Annotated in this window: 16 protein-coding genes; 14 read left to right on the top strand and 2 right to left on the bottom strand. The window is 68.2% G+C overall.

Translation table 11 applies throughout. The features are described from left to right. Nucleotides 1-4: 4 nt before the first annotated feature. Nucleotides 5-295, bottom strand: coding sequence for a hypothetical protein (locus tag ACZ69M_RS22475; protein ID WP_054228251.1), 291 nt, complete (start codon nt 293-295; stop codon nt 5-7). Between the two features lie 381 nt (nt 296-676). On the opposite strand from ACZ69M_RS22475, the gene ACZ69M_RS22470 reads away from it, so the two are divergent. The 13 genes from ACZ69M_RS22470 (at nt 677) to ACZ69M_RS22410 (ending at nt 17,859) form a co-directional block, all read left to right on the top strand. Continuing rightward, nucleotides 677-2,941, top strand: coding sequence for an ABC transporter family substrate-binding protein (locus ACZ69M_RS22470; RefSeq protein WP_470052155.1), 2,265 nt, complete (start codon nt 677-679; stop codon nt 2,939-2,941). Nucleotides 2,942-3,135: 194 nt separating this feature from the next. Further along, nucleotides 3,136-5,043, top strand: coding sequence for a translational GTPase TypA (typA, locus tag ACZ69M_RS22465; protein WP_470052154.1), 1,908 nt, complete (start codon nt 3,136-3,138; stop codon nt 5,041-5,043). Between the two features lie 720 nt (nt 5,044-5,763). Beyond that, the gene (locus ACZ69M_RS22460; protein WP_470052153.1) at nt 5,764-7,389 is read left to right on the top strand and encodes a peptide ABC transporter substrate-binding protein; all 1,626 of its coding nucleotides are present in this window, start codon (nt 5,764-5,766) and stop codon (nt 7,387-7,389) included. 154 nt (nt 7,390-7,543) lie between these two features. Beyond that, nucleotides 7,544-8,476: an ABC transporter permease gene (locus ACZ69M_RS22455; protein WP_099920803.1), complete on the top strand. Its 933-nt coding sequence runs from the start codon at nt 7,544-7,546 to the stop codon at nt 8,474-8,476. After that, nucleotides 8,469-9,416 carry an ABC transporter permease gene (locus ACZ69M_RS22450; protein WP_470052152.1) on the top strand — a complete coding sequence of 316 codons (948 nt, stop codon included), beginning with the start codon at nt 8,469-8,471 and terminating at the stop codon, nt 9,414-9,416. The genes ACZ69M_RS22455 and ACZ69M_RS22450 overlap by 8 nt, the downstream gene beginning before the upstream one ends. A gap of 11 nt (nt 9,417-9,427) precedes the next feature. After that, nucleotides 9,428-10,489 (top strand): ABC transporter ATP-binding protein, encoded by a 1,062-nt coding sequence (locus tag ACZ69M_RS22445; protein WP_054228245.1) that lies wholly within the window; start codon nt 9,428-9,430, stop codon nt 10,487-10,489. Then, entirely contained in the window at nt 10,482-11,627 is a 1,146-nt protein-coding gene (locus ACZ69M_RS22440; protein ID WP_470052151.1) for an ABC transporter ATP-binding protein, read from the top strand. The genes ACZ69M_RS22445 and ACZ69M_RS22440 overlap by 8 nt, the downstream gene beginning before the upstream one ends. An 84-nt stretch (nt 11,628-11,711) precedes the next feature. Continuing rightward, on the top strand, nt 11,712-12,104 hold the full coding sequence (locus ACZ69M_RS22435; protein ID WP_470052149.1) for a VOC family protein: 393 nt from the start codon (nt 11,712-11,714) through the stop codon (nt 12,102-12,104). Nucleotides 12,105-12,192: 88 nt separating this feature from the next. Continuing rightward, nucleotides 12,193-13,821: a peptide ABC transporter substrate-binding protein gene (locus ACZ69M_RS22430; protein WP_470052147.1), complete on the top strand. Its 1,629-nt coding sequence runs from the start codon at nt 12,193-12,195 to the stop codon at nt 13,819-13,821. A 74-nt stretch (nt 13,822-13,895) separates the two neighbouring features. Next, entirely contained in the window at nt 13,896-14,819 is a 924-nt protein-coding gene (locus ACZ69M_RS22425) for an ABC transporter permease (RefSeq protein ID WP_470052145.1), read from the top strand. Next, a complete protein-coding gene (locus ACZ69M_RS22420; protein ID WP_470052143.1) occupies nt 14,812-15,798 on the top strand; it encodes an ABC transporter permease in 987 nt (328 codons plus the stop codon). Before ACZ69M_RS22425 ends, ACZ69M_RS22420 begins: the two co-directional genes overlap by 8 nt. Nucleotides 15,799-15,803: 5 nt before the next feature. Further along, entirely contained in the window at nt 15,804-16,817 is a 1,014-nt protein-coding gene (locus ACZ69M_RS22415) for an ABC transporter ATP-binding protein (RefSeq protein ID WP_470052141.1), read from the top strand. Continuing rightward, nucleotides 16,810-17,859: an ABC transporter ATP-binding protein gene (locus tag ACZ69M_RS22410; RefSeq protein WP_470052139.1), complete on the top strand. Its 1,050-nt coding sequence runs from the start codon at nt 16,810-16,812 to the stop codon at nt 17,857-17,859. The genes ACZ69M_RS22415 and ACZ69M_RS22410 overlap by 8 nt, the downstream gene beginning before the upstream one ends. A gap of 151 nt (nt 17,860-18,010) precedes the next feature. Here the strand turns inward: ACZ69M_RS22410 and ACZ69M_RS22405 are convergent, their stop codons facing one another. Next, on the bottom strand, nt 18,011-20,143 hold the full coding sequence (locus ACZ69M_RS22405) for a prolyl oligopeptidase family serine peptidase (RefSeq protein ID WP_470052137.1): 2,133 nt from the start codon (nt 20,141-20,143) through the stop codon (nt 18,011-18,013). Between the two features lie 176 nt (nt 20,144-20,319). On the opposite strand from ACZ69M_RS22405, the gene ACZ69M_RS22400 reads away from it, so the two are divergent. Beyond that, on the top strand, nt 20,320-20,514 hold the full coding sequence (locus ACZ69M_RS22400; protein ID WP_054228237.1) for a hypothetical protein: 195 nt from the start codon (nt 20,320-20,322) through the stop codon (nt 20,512-20,514). The last annotated feature ends 8 nt before the right edge of the window (nt 20,515-20,522 follow it).

Genomic DNA, 20,522 nt, shown 5'->3' with positions numbered 1-20,522 from the left:
GCGCTCACGGGGCGTGGCGGTCGTGGGCGCCGAGTCCCTCGTCGTCCGAGTCCGTCCACAAGGAGCTGTCGTACGGGGTGTCGGGGATCGGGACGAGATCGGGGCGCCGGGGCGGGGAGAGGCCGGGGGCGGACTCGCGCAGCAGGGCGACGCTCTCGCGCAGGTGGTCCGCGTCGGCGCGGACGCGGCGCATCTCGAGGCCGCCTCCGCCGATCTGCTGCTCCAGGCGTCCCACCGACCTCACGAGGTCGTCGATGCATCGCTGAACTGACGTCAAGTCGTCGTGCACGGACATGACTTGCCCTCGCTTCCGGGACCCTGCGGTCCAAGGCGGCAACGTTCATGCGCCTGCGAGTGTTGCGCGTCACACCGAGCCGTGGGAAGGGATCTGCACGGATTGACGGCTCGCGGCCCCCGGAATGCGCCCCCCGGGGCCGATTCACGTCCACGCGTGAGTGAATCCGGGCCCTGCGACGGGGCCGCGCCCCGGATCCCGGCCGCCGGGTTCTCCGGCCCGTCCGTTGGGCCGGACGGGTGGGGTTCCGGGCGTTCCACGTCGTGTCGCCGCACCCCCACGCTCCCCCTCCCCTTCAGTGGGCGCATACATCTGATCAACCGCATATACCGCCAAAAGTGATCAGATCCGGCCCCGTTCTCCCCACCGGAGGTTGCAGTGATGTCCCACGACGGCGTCGGACTGCGCGCGGTGATGCGCTCGGTCGCGTTCCTCACCGCGGGCGCGCTCGCGGTACCCGCCCTCGCCGCGTGCAGCGCCGACGAGGAGGCCGCCAAGCCTCTCGCCGCGCAGGACATCGCACCTGCGACCCGCGACCGGATCGCGGACGGCGGCACCCTGCGCTGGGCGGTGGACGCCGTACCGGAGACCCTCAACACCTTCCAGGCGGACGCCGACGCCGGCACCTCCCGGATCGCCGGCGCCGTACTGCCCGCCCTGTACCGCCTCGACTCCAACGGCACCCCGCAGCTCAACCCCGACTACCTCGAATCGGCCAAGATCGTCGAGACCGAGCCCAAGCAGGTCGTGCTCTACAAGCTCAACCAGCAGGCGGTCTGGAGCGACGGCCGCGAGATCGGCGCCGCCGACTTCGCCGCCCAGTGGCGCGCCCTGTCCGGCAAGGACAGCGCGTACTGGACGGCCCGCAACGCCGGCTACGACCGCATCGAGAAGATCGAGCGCGGCAAGAGCAACCTGGAGGTCCGCGTCACCTTCAGTCGCCCCTACGCCGACTGGAAGTCGCTCTTCTCACCGCTGTACCCCAAGGACGTGATGGGCACCGCGGACGCCTTCAATGACGGGGCGCGCACCAAGCTCCAGGCCACCGCGGGCCCGTTCGCCCTGCAGAAGATCGACCACAAGAGCGGCGAGGTCCTCCTCGCCCGCAACCCGCGCTGGTGGGGCCGCCCCGCCAAGCTCTCCGAGATCGCGCTGATCGCCGTCCCGCGCGACAAGCGGGCCGAGGCGCTCGCCGCCGACAAGGTCGACCTGGCCGAGATCGACCCCGAAGAGGCCGGCCGGATCGCGCTCGCCGCCCGCGAAAAGGGGACCGTCCGGCTGCAGGGACCGGGCTCCGCGCTCACGCCCGCGAAAGCGCTGCGTTCCTGGGCGGTCGCGCACGGCTCCGACGAGAAGGCCGCGTCCCACGAGATCAAGGCCCGCAAGAAGCAGCGCACGGCGATCGCGACGTACGCCCGTCAGCAGACGTCCCTGCGCGACTTCGTGGTCCGCAAGTCCCTCGAGCCCGCCTACACCCAGCTGGCCCTGAACGGCTCCGAGGGCCCGCTCGCCGACGAGCGCGTCCGCCGCGCCGTCGCGCGCGCGATCAACCGCGACGAACTCGCCCAGGCCGTCCTGGGCCCGCTGGGCCTGCCCGCCGTTCCGGTCGGCAGCCACCTCGCGCTCTCCGGCCAGCCGGACTACGCCGACAACAGCGGCGCGCTCGGCGGGCAGGACACCAAGGAGGCGCAGGCGCTGCTGGCGGATGCCGGATGGGTGCCCGGGGGACCGGTGACCGAGCAGCAACAGCAGCAGAAGAAGGACAAGGACAAGGCGGCCGGGCCCGAGGGCAAGAAGGCGGGCTCCGACGCGGACTCGGACGACGGAACGTTCATCGTCGGCGAGGACGACAAGAACGGTGCGGCCGGCAAGAACGGTGAGGCCGACCGGGACAAGAAGGACCCGAAGGACCCCGCCGAGAAGCACGGGAAGAACGGGAAGCAGCAGGGGGACGAAGAGGCCGGCAAGCATCTCGACGGCAGGCAGTACGCCCCCAAGGACAACCGGCAGGGCGGGGCGCCCGGCGCCTACGCGCCCAAGGGCACGGCCGCCCCGGCGGGCGCCGCGGCCGGCGCGCTCGCCAAGGACGGCAAGGCGCTGACACTGCGCTTCGTCCTGCCCTCGGGTCCCGGTTCGGACTCGCTGCGCACGGTGGCCGACCAGATCTCGCGGATGCTGGAGCACATCGGCATCCGTACCGAGACGTCCAGGGTGCCGGACGACAGCTATTTCAAGGACCACATCGCCTCGGGCCAGTACGACCTGGCGCTGTACTCCTGGCCCGCCTCGGCCTTCCCCGCCACCGACGCCCGCCCGATCTACGCGAAGCCGGTCCCGGCGGCCGACGGCTCCCTCGCCGTCGAGCAGAACTACACCCGGGTCGGCACCGACCAGGTCGACCAGTTGTTCGATCAGGCCATCGCGACGCTGGACGAGGACGAGTCGCGTTCCCTGGTCCGTAAGGCCGACGCCCGGATCTGGGCCGCCGCCGGATCGATTCCCCTCTATCAGCGCCCCCAGCTCACGGCCACCCGTCTGAACCTCGCCAACGCCGGCGCCTTCGGGTTCCAGACCCCCCTCTATGAGGACATGGGCTTTCTGAAGAAGGGCGCGCAGGGGGGAACGACAACCAAGAAGGACAGGTAGGAAGGGCAAGCAGGAAGGGCAAGCAGGAAGGGCGATCAACGCCGCCCACGGCCTCCGCGGACTAGCCCGCGGAGGCCGTGCCCGTCAAGGCCACGTACCATGGGGTAAGGCCGTGGCGTGTCCAGCCCGGCAGGGTCCGCGTAGCACTGACGTACGCGCAGGCCGTCCACTCACTCCGGGAGAAGCGCCTCAATATGGCCACGCGCCACGACATCCGCAACGTCGCCATCGTCGCCCACGTCGACCATGGCAAGACCACCCTGGTCGATGCCATGCTCAAGCAGGCCGGTGCCTTCGCCGCGCACGCCGCCGAGTCGCTTGACGACCGCATGATGGACTCGAACGACCTGGAGCGTGAGAAGGGCATCACGATCCTGGCCAAGAACACGGCCGTGAAGTACCACCCGAAGGATGGTGGTGAGGTCATCACCATCAACATCATCGACACCCCGGGCCACGCCGACTTCGGTGGCGAGGTCGAGCGCGGTCTGTCGATGGTGGACGCGGTCGTCCTCCTCGTCGACGCCTCCGAGGGCCCGCTGCCGCAGACCCGCTTCGTGCTGCGCAAGGCGCTGCAGGCCCGCCTGCCCGTCATCCTGTGCATCAACAAGACGGACCGTCCCGACTCGCGCATCGACGAGGTCGTGAACGAGGCGTACGACCTCTTCCTCGACCTGGACGCCGACGAGGACCAGATCGAGTTCCCGATCGTCTACGCGTGTGCGCGTGACGGCGTCGCCTCCCTGACCAAGCCGGAGGACGGCACGGTCCCGCAGGACAGCGACAGCCTGGAGCCGTTCTTCACCACGATCCTGGAGTCCGTCCCGGCCCCGTCCTACGACGAGTCCGCCCCGCTCCAGGCGCACGTCACCAACCTGGACGCCGACAACTTCCTCGGCCGTATCGCGCTGCTCCGCGTCGAGCAGGGCGCGCTGCGCAAGGGCCAGACCGTCACGTGGATCAAGCGCGACGGCACGATGTCCAACGTCCGCATCACCGAGCTGCTGATGACCGAGGCGCTCACCCGCAAGCCCGCCGAGGTGGCGGGCCCCGGTGACATCTGCGCCGTCGCCGGTATCCCGGAGATCATGATCGGCGAGACCCTCGCCGACCCCGAGAACCCGATCGCGCTGCCGCTGATCACGGTGGACGAGCCGGCGATCTCGATGACGATCGGTACGAACACCTCGCCGCTGGTCGGCCGTGGTGGCACCGGCAAGGGCGCGGACGCCAAGTCCGCGGTCAAGGACCGCAAGGTCACCGCCCGCCAGGTCAAGGACCGTCTCGACCGCGAGCTGGTCGGTAACGTCTCCCTGCGGGTGCTGGACACCGAGCGTCCGGACGCCTGGGAGGTCCAGGGCCGTGGTGAGCTCGCGCTCGCCATCCTGGTCGAGCAGATGCGCCGCGAGGGCTTCGAGCTGACCATCGGCAAGCCCCAGGTGGTCACCCAGATCATCGACGGCAAGGTGCACGAGCCGGTCGAGCGCATGACGATCGACGTGCCCGAGGAGCACATGGGCGCGGTCACGCAGCTCATGGGCGTCCGCAAGGGCCGCATGGACAACATGTCGAACCACGGCTCCGGCTGGGTCCGCCTGGAGTTCGTCGTGCCCTCCCGCGGCCTCATCGGCTTCCGGACCGAGTTCCTGACCGGCACGCGCGGCACGGGCATCGCCCACTCCATCCACGAGGGTCACGAGCCGTGGTTCGGCACGCTGACCACCCGTAACAACGGCTCGCTGGTCGCCGACCGCTCCGGCGCCGTCACCGCCTTCGCGATGACGAACCTCCAGGAGCGCGGTGTGCTGTTCACCGACCCCGGCACCGAGGTGTACGAGGGCATGATCGTCGGCGAGAACTCGCGCGCCGACGACATGGACGTGAACATCACCAAGGAGAAGAAGCTCACGAACATGCGGTCGTCCTCGGCCGACTCGTTCGAGGCGATCGTCCCGCCGCGCAAGCTCTCCCTGGAGCAGTCCCTCGAGTTCTGCCGCGACGACGAGTGCGTCGAGGTGACCCCGGAGTCCGTGCGCATCCGCAAGGTCGTCCTCGACCAGAAGGAGCGCGGTCGCACCGCCAGCCGGGCCAAGCACGGCTGACCTCGACCGTTCCGCAGTGATTTCGGGCACCTCGCATTCGCGGGGTGCCCGACGCGTTGGGGGGCGCGCTGAGCGCGGCGCGCGGTTTGCGCCGCGGTACGTGGCTGCGATAGGGCGCAGAGCGAGGGGAGGGTAGGGAAAACCCTTCATTACGGAGGAGGAGCCCTCCACATTGGCCGGTTCCCACTACCCTGCAATCACGTGGGTCCCGGCCGCACGGCGCGTCTCGGCGCCGTGATCACACCGTCGGGGACGTACCCGCTTGATCAGCGAACGGCCTTGTCATGGAAGCCCGTTGACCGCGAAACGGGGCAGTCGCCTCCGCCGGTCCGGGGTGGGTGGGCACGCCGATGGCACCCCCACATGACGGCCACGATAGTCGCAACCTCTTTTTTCGCTCCGACCGTCCGCAATGCGGACGGTCGAGACCGATAGATGTGTAACAAGTCCGTTTCGGAGGGATCTTTCAGCAAACCCTTTGTCCGGATTTTGGAAGAAGTAGGCGACAGGTGTGATCGAACCGAGACCTTGTGAGTGTGGTCGGGCTCTGGCCCATGGCAGATAGTTAGGCGCGTAGAGCTCGGATCAACGGGCCATACGCCTTCAGGTGGCGTCGGCTTGCGAGCGCAGGGGGCACCAGCACTTTCTCCGTCCCAAGTGTCGGCAGTGTGACTAGTGCTCCCTTTTGCGGTGAACCAATGGACTCATGAGGAGGAACCCATGCGCGGTGCCAAGAGCGCCAAGTGGGTCGCGATAGCCGCGGTTGTGGCGCTGGGAGCGACCGCCTGTGGTGGTGGCGGTGGCGACAAGGGCAGCGACAGCAAGGCCGCCGTCGACCCGGCCGGTAAGTTCTCGGTCGAGGTGGGCGAGCCGCAGAACCCGCTGCAGCCGGCCAACACCATGGAGTCCAACGGCAGCATCGTCATCAAGTCGCTCTTCTCGCAGCTCGTGAGCTACGACGACAAGGGCAACATCGTCTACGTGAACGCCCAGTCGGTGGACACGAAGGACAACAAGACGTACACGGTCAAGCTGAAGTCGGGCTGGAAGTTCCACGACGGCACCCCGGTGACCGCCACGTCCTACGTCAAGGCGTGGAACTGGGCCGCCGCCCCGGCGAACAAGCAGACCAACAGCTTCTGGTTCTCCGACATCGCGGGCTACGACGACGTCGCCCCGGCGAAGGGCAAGCCGAAGGCCACCGAGATGTCCGGTCTGAAGGTCGTCGACGACAACACCTTCACGATCACGCTCTCCAAGGCGATCCCCTACTACGTCTACAAGCTCGGCTACGAGGTCTTCTCGCCGCTGCCCGAGTCCTTCTACAAGGACCCGAAGGCCGCGGGCGAGCACCCGATCGGCAACGGCCCGTACAAGTTCGTCAGCTGGGCGCACAAGAAGCAGATCGAGGTCGCCAAGTTCGACGGCTACCAGGGTCCGGACAAGGCCAAGAACGGTGGTGTGCTCTTCAAGAACTACACCAACCTGGAGACGGCCTACGAGGACCTGAAGTCGGGCAACGTCGACGTCCTGCGTCAGATCGCCCCGAAGGACCTGCCGGTCTACAAGTCGGACCTCGGCAGCCGCGCGGTGGACAAGGCGTACTCGGCGATCCAGACGATCACGCCGGCCTTCTACACCAAGCAGTGGAAGAACATCAACCCGAAGGTCCTCCAGGGCCTGTCGATGGCGATCGACCGCGCCACCATCACCAAGACGGTGCTCCAGGGCACCCGTGAGCCCGCCACCGGCTGGGTCGCGAAGGGTGTGCTCGGCTACGAGCCGAACGTCGGCGGTGACGTCTTCACGTACAACCCGACCAAGGCGAAGCAGCTCATCAAGGACGGCGGCGGTGTCCCGGGCAACGCCATCTCCATCCAGTTCAACGCCGACGGCGGTCACAAGGAGTGGGTGGAGGCGGTCTGCAACTCGATCACCAACGCCACCGGTGTCAAGTGCTCCGGCGACTCCAAGGCCGACTTCCAGGCCGACCTGGACGCGCGTGACGCGCACGCGGTCAAGTCCATGTACCGCAGTGGCTGGGTGCTCGACTTCCCGATGAACGCCAACTTCATCCGTGACCTGTTCGGCAGCAAGTCGGACGGCAACACGAGCGGGTTCTCGAACAAGAAGATCGACGCGGACATCGCCGCGGCCGACACCGCCAGCTCGCTCGCGGACTCGGAGAAGAAGTACCAGGACATCGAGAAGGAGCTCGTCAACTACATGCCGAGCATTCCGCTCTGGTACTACAAGGTCAACGCGGGCTACTCGGACAAGGTCACCGGCGTGGAGTACGCCCAGGACGGCGACCCGATCCTGACCGGCGTTCAGGTCAAGAAGTAACCGCAATCAGCCCGTGATCCCGGGTGCGGCGCCGCCTCGTGCGCCGCGCCCGGGGGGACGGCAGCGGCCGGGGGGCCCTTTCCATGCGCATCGTTCAGGGGTGCGCAGGGAAAGGGCCCGTCGGCTGTCGTCGTAGTAACTATATGGAGGCACGATGGGGCGCTACGTCGCACGACGACTGCTCCAGATGATCCCGGTCTTCATCGGGACAACCCTGCTGATCTTTCTCATGGTCTACGCCCTGCCCGGCGACCCCGTGCGAGGCCTGTTCGGCGACAAGGGCGGAAGCCCTGCCGTCATCGCCTCACTGAGACATCAGTACGGCCTGGACCAGCCGATCCTGGTGCAGTACTACCACTACATGAAGGACATGATCCTTCACTTCGACTTCGGCACGCAGATCGCGAGCGGCCGCCCCGTCACGGACGTCCTCGGCGAGGCGTTCCCTGTGACCCTTCGTCTGGCCTCGCTGTCCTTCGCCATCGAGGTCGTCCTGGGCATCGCCCTGGGCGTCTGGGCGGGCATGCGCGCCGGGCGGTTCGCGGACAACGCGATCCTGCTGGTCTCGCTGCTGCTGATCTCCGTTCCGGTGTTCGTTCTCGGCTTCATCCTGAAGGTCGTCTTCGCCTTCCAGCTCAACTGGCTGCCGCCGAACGTGAACGACTCCACGAACTACAACGAGTTGCTGATGCCGGCGTTCGTCCTCGCGACCGCCTCGCTGGCCTATGTGACCCGGCTCACCCGGACGTCGGTCGCCGAGAACCTGCGCGCCGACTACATCCGCACGGCCATCGCCAAGGGCCTGCCCCGGCGTCGTGTGGTGGGCGTCCACCTCATGCGCAACTCGCTGATCCCCGTGATCACCTACCTGGGCACCGACATCGGTGCGCTGATGGGCGGAGCCGTCGTCACCGAGGGCCTGTTCAACATCCAGGGCATCGGCGGCACGATCTACCAGTCCATCGTGCGGCGTGAAGGCACCACGCTCGTCGGCCTGGTGACCATCCTGGTGCTGGTCTATCTCCTCGCCAGCCTGCTCGTCGACCTGCTGTACGCGGTCCTGGACCCGAGGATTCGCTATGCCTGACGTGACCAAGACCGACGTCCAGACGGCGGTGGCGACCGACGGCGCGGCCACCCCGGTGGCGGTCCCCGCGGCCAAGCCGGAGAAGTCCCGCAGCCTGTGGGGCGACGCCTGGAACGACCTCCGGCACAGCTGGATCTTCGGTATCTCGGCGGTGCTGATCCTGCTGCTGCTGACCATCACCTTCTTCCCGGGTCTGTTCACCGACACCGACCCGATCAAGGGCGATCTGGCCAAGCACTTCCTGCAGAAGCCGAAGCTGGGCCATGTGTTCTCCGCGGACTGGCTGGGCTACGACCAGCAGGGCCGCAGCGTCTTCGCCCGTACCATCTACGGCACCCGGGCCTCCGTGGCCGTGGGCTTCGGCACCACCCTCGCGGTGACGGTCGTGGGTGGCCTGATGGGCATGATCGCCGGATACTTCGGCGGCATCGTCGACTCGATCCTGTCGCGCCTGACGGACGTCTTCTTCGGCATCCCGTTCCTGCTCGCCACCATGGTCGTGCTGACCTCCTTCCCGGACCGCACGACCTGGGTCGTCATCGGCGCGCTGGCCGCCTTCGGCTGGACGCAGATCGCCCGAGTGATGCGCGGCGCCGTGATCACCACCAAGCAGGCCGACTACGTCCACGCGGCCAAGGCCCTGGGCGCGAGCACCCCGCGGATCATGTTCCGGCACATCCTGCCGAACACCCTCGCCCCCGTGATCGTCGTCTCCACCATCTCGCTCGGTGTCTACATCTCCGCCGAGGCGACCCTGTCCTTCCTCGGACTCGGCCTCAACGGCGTGTCCTGGGGCAACGACATCTCGGACGGCGGCAACCAGATTCGCGTGGCGCAGTGGATCATGCTGTACCCGTCGATCATGCTCAGCATCACGGTGCTGGCGTTCATCATGCTCGGTGAGGCCGTCCGTAACGCCCTCGACCCGAAGCTGCGCTGAGGGAGGCGTACGTGACCATCATCGAAGAAGACTCCGTCCCGGTGCCCGCCCCGCGTAAGGGCGGCGCCGACGACGGGCCGCTGCTCGAAGTGCGTGACCTGCACGTCGAGTTCCACACCCGCGAGGGCGTGGCCAAGGCGGTCAACGGCGTCAACTACAGCGTCAGCGCGGGCGAGACCCTCGCCGTGCTCGGCGAGTCCGGCTCCGGCAAGTCCGTGACCGCGCAGGCGATCATGGGCATCCTCGACATGCCGCCGGCGAGGATCCCGCAGGGCGAGATCCTCTTCCGCGGCCAGGACATGCTCAAGATGTCCGGCGAGGAGCGCCGCAAGATCCGCGGCCAGAAGATCGCCATGATCTTCCAGGACGCGCTCAGCTCGCTCAACCCGGTCCTGTCCGTCGGCTACCAGCTCGGCGAGATGTTCCGGGTGCACCAGGGCCTCTCCAAGAAGGAGGCCAAGGCCAAGGCGATCGAGCTGATGGACCGGGTGAAGATCCCGGCCTCCGCGGCCCGCGTGAACGACTACCCGCACCAGTTCTCGGGCGGTATGCGCCAGCGCATCATGATCGCGATGGCGCTGGCCCTGGAGCCGGACCTGATCATCGCGGACGAGCCCACCACGGCGCTCGACGTGACGGTCCAGGCCCAGGTCATGGACCTGCTCGCGGACCTTCAGCGCGAGTACAACATGGGCCTGATCCTGATCACCCACGACCTCGGCGTCGTCGCCGACGTCGCGGACAAGATCGCCGTGATGTACGCGGGCCGGATCGTGGAGCGCGCCCCCGTCCACGAGCTGTACAAGCGCCCCGCGCACCCGTACACGCGGGGTCTGCTGGACTCGATCCCGCGCCTGGACCAGAAGGGCCAGGAGCTGTACGCGATCAAGGGGCTGCCGCCCAACCTGCTGCGCATTCCGACCGGCTGCGCGTTCAACCCGCGCTGCCCCAAGGCCCAGGACATCTGCCGCACCGACGTGCCGGCGCTGCTCCCGGTCAGCGAGCAGGACGGCACCGAGCTGGTCGGCCGCGGTTCGGCCTGCCACTTCTGGAAGGAGACGATCCATGGCTGAGCTCAGCAAGAACGACGAGCAGGAGGCCACCCCGAACGTCTCCGACGTGGAGGTCGTCGACGCCCACTCCGAGGCGGAGGCGGTCGCCGCGATCGAGGCGCCGGTGGACCGTGGCGAGCCGATCCTTCAGGTGCGCAACCTGAAGAAGCACTTCCCGCTCACCCAGGGCATCCTGTTCAAGCGGCAGATCGGCGCGGTGAAGGCCGTCGACGGTGTCTCGTTCGACCTGTACCAGGGTGAGACGCTGGGCATCGTGGGCGAGTCCGGCTGTGGCAAGTCCACCGTGGCCAAGCTCCTGATGAACCTGGAGCGGGCCACCGCGGGCGAGATCTTCTACAAGGGCCAGGACATCACCAAGCTGTCCGGGCGCGCCCTGAAGGCCGTGCGCCGCAACATCCAGATGGTCTTCCAGGACCCGTACACCTCGCTCAACCCCCGTATGACGGTGGGCGACATCATCGGTGAGCCCTTCGACATCCACCCCGAGGTGGCTCCGAAGGGCGACCGGCGGCGCAAGGTCCAGGAACTGCTGGACGTGGTCGGCCTCAACCCCGAGTACATCAACCGCTACCCGCACCAGTTCTCCGGCGGTCAGCGTCAGCGCATCGGCATCGCCCGTGGTCTCGCGCTCAACCCCGAGATCATCATCTGCGACGAGCCGGTGTCGGCGCTGGACGTGTCGGTGCAGGCGCAGGTCATCAACCTGATGGAGCGGCTCCAGGACGAGTTCAACCTGTCCTACCTCTTCATCGCCCACGACCTGTCGATCGTCCGGCACATCTCGGACCGTGTCGGCGTCATGTACCTCGGCAAGATGGCGGAGATCGGCTCCGACGAGCAGATCTACGACCACCCGACGCACCCCTACACCCAGGCGCTGCTGTCGGCCGTCCCGGTGCCGGACCCGGAGGCCCGTGAGCACCGCGACCGGATCATCCTGACCGGTGACGTGCCGTCCCCGGCCAACCCGCCGTCGGGCTGCAGCTTCCGCACCCGCTGCTGGAAGGCCCAGGACAAGTGCTCCGTGGAGACCCCGATCCTCGCGGTGCCCGAGGTGTTCATGGGCGTGGACTCGCCGGCGGCCCATGAGTCGGCGTGCCACTTCGCCGAGGAGAAGAACGTCGTGCACGCGGCCTGAGCGCCACGCGTCCCGTGATCGACAGGCCGGTTCCCGGCACCGCCACCGCGGTGCCGGGAACCGGCTTTTCCAGGTGGGGGGAAGATGCTGCATCACGTCGAACTGTGGGTGCCCGACCTGGAGCGCGCGGTCCGCTCCTGGGGATGGCTGCTGGAGCGCCTGGGCTGTGAGCCGTACCAGGAGTGGCCGCACGGCCGCAGCTGGCGCCGGGGCGAGACCTATCTCGTCGTCGAGCAGTCGCCCGCGCTGAAGGCGGACTCCCACGACCGTCTGCGCCCCGGTCTGAACCACCTCGCCTTCCATGTGCCGGACCGCGCCGAACTCGACCGGCTCGTGGCCGAAGCACCCCGCCACGGCTGGTCACCCCTCTTTTCGGACCGCTATCCGCACGCGGGCGGTCCGGAACACTGCGCCGCGTATCTGGAGGACGCGGACGGCTTCGAGGTGGAGTTGGTCGTCCACGTACGGGTGGCCTGAATGTGCGGTATGCGCGTTACCGGTTGATATTGGCCGGTAATGGAACAGCGCCGCGGCGCTGGCGGCAGCGCACTCTGGGAGGCACTCCATGCGTGGAGCGACGCACGCCACACGGGCCGTGGGCGCGGCGGCGGTGGCCCTCGTGGCGACGGCCTGCGGAGGCGGCGGAGGCGGCAGCGGCGGCGGCGCGTCCGGAGTACTCAGTTCCTCCTGGGGGGACCCGCAGAACCCGCTGGAGCCGTCCAACACCAACGAGGTGCAGGGCGGCAAGGTCCTCGACATGATCTTCCGGGGTCTGAAGCGGTACGACGCCAAGACCGGCGCGGCCCAGAACATGCTGGCGCAGAAGATCGACACCTCGGACTCGCAGAACTTCACGGTCACCGTCAAGGACGGCTGGACGTTCAGCAACGGAGAGCCCGTCACCGCGCAGTCCTTCGTGGATGCCTGGAACTACGGGGCCAGTCTCAAGAACAACCAGAAGAACGCGTACTTCTTCGGGTACATCGAGGGCTACGACAAGGTCCACCCCGAGACGGGAACGCAGAGCGCGGACACGCTGTCGGGGCTGAAGGTCACGGGCGCGCACACCTTCACCGTCAAGCTCAACCAGAAGTTCTCGACCTTCCCCGACACCCTCGGCTACGTCGCCTTCGCACCGCTGCCCAAGGCGTTCTTCAGCGACCACGCGGCCTGGCTGAAGAAGCCGGTCGGCAACGGGCCCTACACCGTGGACTCGTACACCAAGGGCTCGATGATGTCCCTGCGGAAGTGGGACGCGTACCCGGGGACGGACAAGGCACAGAACGGCGGGGTGGACCTGAAGGTCTACACCGACAACAACACCGCCTACACCGACCTGCTGGCGGGCAACCTCGACCTCGTCGACGACGTGCCCGCCGCCCAGCTCAAGAACGTGAAGAACGATCTCGGCGGCCGGTACATCAACACCCCGGCCGGCATCATCCAGACCATCGCCTTCCCCTTCTACGACCAGGCCTGGGACAAGAGCGGCATGGAGAACGTCCGCAAGGGCCTGTCCATGGCGATCAACCGGGACCAGATCACCAGCACGATCTTCCAGAAGACCCGCACCCCGGCCTCCGACTGGACCTCACCGGTGCTCGGCGCGGCCGGCGGCTTCCAGGACGGACTGTGCGGTGCCTCCTGCCGGTACGACCCCGCGCAGGCGAAGAAGCTGATCCAAGGCGGCGGCGGACTGCCCGGCGGCCAGATCAAGATCTCGTACAACGCGGACAGCGGCTCCCACAAGGAGTGGATCGACGCCGTCTGTAACTCCATCAACAACGCGCTGGGCAACGACAAGGCCTGCGTCGGCAACCCGATCGGCACCTTCGCCGACTTCCGCAACCAGATCGGGCAGCACAAGATGCCGGGTCCGTTCCGGGCCGGCTGGCAGATGGACTACCCGCTGATCCAGAACTTCCTTCAGCCGCTGTACTACACGAACGCCTCCTCCAACGACGGCAAGTGGTCCAACAAGAACTTCGACAAGCTCGTCGACCAGGCGAACGCCGAGACCGACAAGGCCAAGGCCATCAAGCTCTTCCAGCAGGCCGAAGGGGTCGTACGGGACAACATGGCCGCCATCCCGCTCTGGTACCAGAACGGCAGCGCGGGCTACTCGGACAGGATCTCGGGCGTGGCGCTCAACCAGTTCAGCGTGCCCGTCTACAACGAGATCAAGGTCAGCTGAGCCGTCCACGGGGTGAACGTCCGGGTTGCTGAAGCGAACCCGGGCGTGGGCCCCGTACTACCTCCGGAGCCCTCATGGGACGGTATGTGATCCGGCGTCTGCTCCAGATGATCCCGGTCTTCATCGGCGCCACGCTCTTGATCTTCCTGATGGTGAACGTGATGGGCGACCCCATCGCGGGCCTGTGCGGCGAGCGGCAGTGCGACCCCGCCACCGCGGCCCAGCTGCGCAAGGAGTTCGGCCTCGACAAGCCGGTGTGGCAGCAATACCTCACGTACATGGGCAATGTCTTCACCGGCGACTTCGGCACCGCCTTCACCGGGCAGCCGGTCACCGAGCTGATGGCCGACTCCTTCCCCGTCACCATCCGGTTGACGATCGTCGCGATCCTCTTCGAGATCGTCATCGGCATCCTGCTGGGCGTCGTCACCGGGCTGCGCCGCGGCCGGCCCGTCGACACCGGTGTCCTGCTGCTCACCCTCGTCGTCATCTCGATCCCGACCTTCGTCACAGGATTGCTGTTGCAACTACTTCTCGGTGTCGAGTGGGGCTGGATCAGACCCTCGGTCTCCGCGGACGCCACCTTCGGCGAACTGATCGTGCCCGGACTGGTCCTCGCCTCTGTCTCCCTCGCCTACGTCACCCGGCTCACCCGGACCTCCATCGCCGAGAACAAGCGGTCCGACTACGTCCGGACAGCCGTCGCCAAGGGCCTGCCCCGGCACCGGGTGATCACCAAGCACCTGCTGCGCAACTCGCTGATCCCCGTGGTCACCTTCATCGGCACGGACATCGGCGCGCTCATGGGCGGCGCGATCGTCACCGAGCGGATCTTCAACATCCACGGCGTCGGCTACCAGCTCTACCAGGGGATCGTGCGGCAGAACACCCAGACCGTGGTCGGCTTCGTGACGGTCCTCGTGCTCGTCTTCCTGGTCGCCAACCTGCTCGTCGACCTCCTCTACGCCGTACTCGACCCGAGGATCCGCTATGCCTGAGCAGCCGCCGCCGTACCAGCGGGAGGGCGCCATCGCCGCGACCGGCGCGGGCGGCGCCATGGACCTCGCCACGAGCGAGGGCGCCACCCTGGAGCGGACGCCCGGCGGCCCCGAGGGCACGGGCCCTCAGGAGAAGCCCAGGAGCCTGTGGTCCGACGCCTGGCGCGATCTGCGGCGCAACCCCGTCTTCATCGTCTCCGGGCTCCTCATCCTCTTCCTGGTCGTCATCTCCCTGTGGCCCTCGCTGATCGCCACCCAGAACCCCCTCAAGTGCGACCTCGCCAAGGCCCAGGAGGGCTCGCAGCCGGGACATCCCTTCGGGTTCGACGGGCAGGGCTGCGACGTCTACACACGGGTGGTGTACGGGACCCGCGTGTCGATCAGCGTCGGCGTCTGCGCCACTCTCGGCGTCGCGATTCTCGGCTCGGTGCTCGGCGGGCTCGCCGGGTTCTTCGGCGGAATGGGCGACTCGGTCCTCTCCCGGATCACCGACATCTTCTTCGCGATCCCCGTCGTGCTCGGCGGCCTGGTCCTCCTCTCCGTGGTGACCAGCAACACCATCTGGCCCGTCATCGGGTTCATGGTGCTGCTCGGCTGGCCCCAGATCTCGCGCATCGCGCGCGGCTCCGTCATCACCATCAAGCAGAACGACTACGTCCAGGCCGCCCGTGCCCTCGGTGCCTCGAACTCCCGCCTGATGCTGCGGCACATCACCCCCAACGCCGTCGCGCCGGTCATCGTCGTCGCCACCATCGCGCTCGGCACCTACATCGCACTGGAGGCGACGCTCTCCTACCTCGGCGTGGGCCTGAAGCCCCCCACGGTCAGCTGGGGCATCGACATCTCCTCGGCCTCCGCCTACGTCCGTACGGCCCCGCACATGCTGCTGTGGCCCGCCGGCGCCCTCGCGATCACCGTGCTCGCGTTCATCATGCTCGGCGACGCGGTGCGCGACGCCCTCGACCCGAAGCTGAGGTGACGGCCGTGCTGCTCGAAGTACGCGATCTGCACGTGGAGTTCCGCACCCGGGACGGAGTCGCCAAGGCCGTCAACGGGGTCGACTACGGCGTGGACGAGGGCGAGACGCTCGCCGTCCTCGGTGAGTCAGGTTCCGGCAAGTCCGTCACCGCGCAGGCCGTGATGGGCATCCTCGACATGCCGCCCGGCAGGATCACCGGCGGCGAGATCCTCTTCCAGGGCCGGGACCTGCTGAAGCTCAGGGAGGACGAGCGGCGCAAGGTCCGCGGCGCCGAGATGGCGATGATCTTCCAGGACGCGCTGTCCTCCCTCAACCCCGTGCTCAGCGTCGGCGACCAGCTCGGCGAGATGTTCACCGTGCACCGCGGGATGTCCCGCAAGGACGCCCGCGCCAAGGCGATCGAGCTGATGGACCGGGTGCGCATCCCGGCCGCCGCCGACCGGGTGCGCGACTATCCGCACCAGTTCTCCGGCGGTATGCGCCAGCGCATCATGATCGCCATGGCGCTGGCCCTGGAGCCCGCCCTGATCATCGCCGACGAGCCGACCACCGCCCTCGACGTCACCGTCCAGGCCCAGGTCATGGACCTGCTCGCCGAGCTGCAGCGCGAGCTCGACATGGGGCTCATCCTCATCACCCACGACCTCGGCGTCGTCGCCGACGTCGCCGACCGGATCGCCGTCATGTACGCGGGCCGGATCGTCGAGTCCGCGCCGGTCCACGACATCTACAAGGCCCCCGCCCACCCGTACACCAAGGGCCTCCTGGAGTCGATCCCGCGCCTCGACCAGAAGGGCCAGGAGCTCTACGCGATCAAGGGCCTGCCGCCCAACCTGATGCACATCCCGCCCGGCTGCGCCTTCAACCCGCGCTGTCCGATGGCCCAGGACATCTGCCGCACCGAGGTGCCGCCGCTGTTCGAGGTGGACCGTGAAGGGGTGGGCCGTGCGGAGGCGGACCCGGAAGCCGGGGCCCGCACCAGCGCCTGCTTCTTCTGGCGGGAGTGCCTCGATGGCTGAGGCGATTCTGGAGGTCAGCGGCCTGGTCAAGCACTACCCGCTGACGCGGGGGATCCTCTTCAAGAAGCAGATCGGCGCGGTCAGGGCCGTCGACGGAGTCGACTTCGAACTCGCCGCGGGCGAGACCCTCGGCATCGTCGGCGAGTCCGGCTGCGGCAAGTCGACGGTCGCCAGGATGCTGGTCAACCTGGAGAAACCGACGGCCGGGACGATTCTGTACAAGGGCGAGGACATCACCAAACTGTCCGGCAGGGCGCTCAAGGCCGTACGTCGCAACATCCAGATGGTCTTCCAGGACCCGTACACCTCGCTCAACCCGCGCATGACCGTCGGCGACATCATCGGGGAGCCCTACGAGATCCACCCCGAGGTCGCGCCCAAGGGCGACCGCAGGAGACGCGTCCAGGACCTCCTGGACGTGGTCGGCCTCAACCCCGAGTACATCAACCGCTATCCGCACCAGTTCTCCGGCGGCCAGCGCCAACGCATCGGCATCGCACGGGGGTTGGCGCTGCGCCCCGAGATCATCGTCGCCGACGAGCCCGTCTCGGCGCTCGACGTCTCGGTGCAGGCGCAGGTGATCAACCTGATGGAGCGGCTCCAGGACGAGTTCGACCTGAGCTACGTCTTCATCGCGCACGACCTCTCCATCGTGCGGCACATCTCCGACCGGGTCGGCGTGATGTACCTCGGACGGATCGTGGAGACCGGCAGGGGCGCCGAGATCTACGACCACCCGACGCACCCGTACACCCAGGCCCTGCTCTCCGCCGTGCCCGTCCCCGACCCGGAGGCCCGCGAACGCCGGGAGCGGATCATCCTCGCCGGAGACGTGCCTTCCCCGGCGAACATCCCCTCCGGCTGCCGCTTCCGCACCCGCTGCTGGAAGGCCCAGGAGCGCTGCGCGCTGGAGGTGCCGCCGCTCGCGGTGCCCAGGGAGTTCCGCTTCGTGGAGGGTCCGGCCGCGCACGACTCGGCCTGTCATTTCGCCGAGGAGAAGCGGGTCGTACCGCCGGAGGAACCGCCCGAGCGGGCGACATAACCCCGCAAATGCTGACGAACTTCGTTAACACGCAGGCAACTTGGCCGAAGCGGCACCGATATACGGACGCGTCAAGGTAATCATCGTACGGCCGTGCGGGTGCCGTAGACGGGCCGGGGCGCGCCATGTCGCCCCGGCCTGTCGCATGTGTTCAGCCGGTCATGCCCAGTGATCGCTTCAGGAAGTCCACCTGGAGCAGCAGGAGGTTCTCCGCGACCTGTTCCTGCGGGGTCATGTGGGTGACGCCCGACAGGGGCAGCACCTCGTGCGGGCGGCCCGCGGCCAGCAGCGCCGAGGAGAGCCGCAGGGCGTGCGCGACCACCACGTTGTCGTCCGCGAGCCCGTGCACGATCATCAGCGGCCGGTGCGGTTCGGCGGGCGCGGACAGTCCGTCGTCCGTGATCAGCGAGTTCTTCGCGTACGCCTCCGCGGCCGCCGCCGGATCGCCGAGGTAGCGCTCCGTGTAGTGGGTGTCGTACAGCCGCCAGTCGGTGACCGGGGCGCCCGCGATGCCCGCGTGGAAGACGTCGGGGCGGCGCAGCACGGCGAGCCCCGCGAGCCAGCCGCCGAACGACCAGCCCCGGATCGCCACCCGGGACAGATCCAGCGGGAACCTCTCCGCGAGTCCGTGCAGCGCGTCGATCTGGTCGTCGAGGGCGAGCGTGAAGTCGTCGCGGACCGCCTTCTCCCAGGCGGGGGAGCGGCCGGGGGTGCCCCGGCCGTCGGCGACGACCACCGCGAAGCCCTGGTCGGCGAACCACTGCGAGGTGAGGTGTGCGTTGTGCGCGGCCAGCACCCGGGGGCCGTGCGGACCGCCGTAGGGGTCCATGAGGACGGGGAGGGGAGTGACACCGTCGTAGTCAGTAGGCATAAGCAGGGCGCATGAGATTTTCCGTGCGCCCCCCTCGGTGAGCGTCACGCGCGGGGACAGACCGGGACTTTCCGCACACGACGTGACAGTCGCCGTCCGCTTGCCCTCCCGCAGCACCTGCACCTGGGCCCCCGGCCGGTCCGGCACCGAGGAGACCAGCACGGTCACGCCCCCGCCGCGCACCGCCGCGTGCACGCCGGGTTCCTGGGAGAGGCGCTCGACGCCGAGCTCGTTGACGCGGTAGACATGCACCTCGCCCGTCTCCGGGGCGGTCGCCGCCTCGCCGGCCGACGCCGAGATCAGCACGTCGTCGTCCGAGACGTCCAGCACCGCGCGCACATGCAACTGCGGTCCCGTGAACGGGCGTTCGCCGAAGGCCAGGACCCGCGCCCCGCCCTCGTCGGCGATCCGTACGAGCTGTCCCGCGGGGCTCCAGCACGGCACACCAGGGAAAAGATCCAGCCATTGTCGATCTTCGTCGGCGTGCACCATCCGGGTCGCCCCGGTGTCCGGGTCGACGGCCAGGAACAGCTGACTGCGCTGGTCCCGTGCTTGCACCAGAATCAGTGGCGCGCCCGCCGCTGACCAGTGCACATGCGCCAGATACGGGTAGTGCGCCCGGTTCCAGACCACCTCCGTGCGCACCCCGTCGAGGCTGACCACGAAGAGCCTTACGTCCGCATTGTCCGTTCCGGCGGCCGGGTAGCCGACCTGCTGCGGAGCGCGTTCCGGTTGTGCGGGATCGGAAATCCACCAGCGCCGCACGGGCGCGTCGTCGACCCGTGCGACCAGCAGCCGGTCCCCTTCCGGAGACCACCAGAAACCGCGCGAACGCCCCATCTCCTCGGCCGCGATGAACTCAGCCAATCCATAGGAAACCGTGCCCGGATCCGCATCGGACTCCGGCTCCACCAGCGCCCGGTCGCCGTCCCCCTCGGCGCCGACGACCCGCAGGGCGCCCCCGCGGACATACGCGACGAGCCGTCCGTCGGGCGAGGGGCGCGGGTCGATCACCGGTCCCGGGACCCGGAGTTCACGCGCCGTACCGGCTCGCAGCTCCGCCGTGAAAAGCCGCCCTGACAAGGCGAAAGAGGCCAGCTCGACCGCCGTGTCCGTGGCATACCCGACGATCCCCGCGCCGCCCTCGCGACTGCGCTCGCGGCGCGCCCGCTCCGCCGCCGACAGGCGCTCCGTGGCGCCGCCGAGCAGCGCCCGCGGGTCGGCCGCGACGCGTTCCTGCCCCTCCGCGACATCGAGGACCCACAGCTGATTCGCCCGGTCCGTACCGGAGGAGGACCTCAGAAACACCACCCGGGAACCGTCCGGGGAGACGCTGAACGCGCGGGGCGCGCCGAGGGTGAAGCGCTGCGTCCGGGCGTACCGGCGGGGGAAGGAAAGAGGCTCGGTCGTCATGCCTTGACCATATTGGCCATGCGCCCCCTTGTGCGGCCGTGCGCCGATCGATGCGCGCGTATGGATAGTTATGATCACTGGCGGTGTGTGGGTATGAACCTGCTGGCCGCTGTATGGATTTACCGACCCCCATGTCCGACCCCCCATGTCCCTGGGATCTTTGGAGGTGAGCCGCCGTGGCACTCTCGATTTCGGCGGTGGTGCTGCTGGCGATCATCGTCGTCATCCTGGTCAGGAAGTCCGGGTTGAAGGCCGGCCATGCGGTCGTGTGTGTCCTGTTCGGCTTCTATCTCGCCTCTTCGACGATGGCCCCCACGATCAGCGACCTGACGACGAACGTCGCTGACATGATCGGCAGCTTCAAGTTCTGACGGGGGGC

The sequence above is a fragment of the Streptomyces sp. NPDC107454 genome, assembly GCF_055582885.1.
The sequence above is the reverse complement of the archived record's forward strand: the minus strand, read 5'-3'. Positions and strand labels throughout refer to the sequence as shown.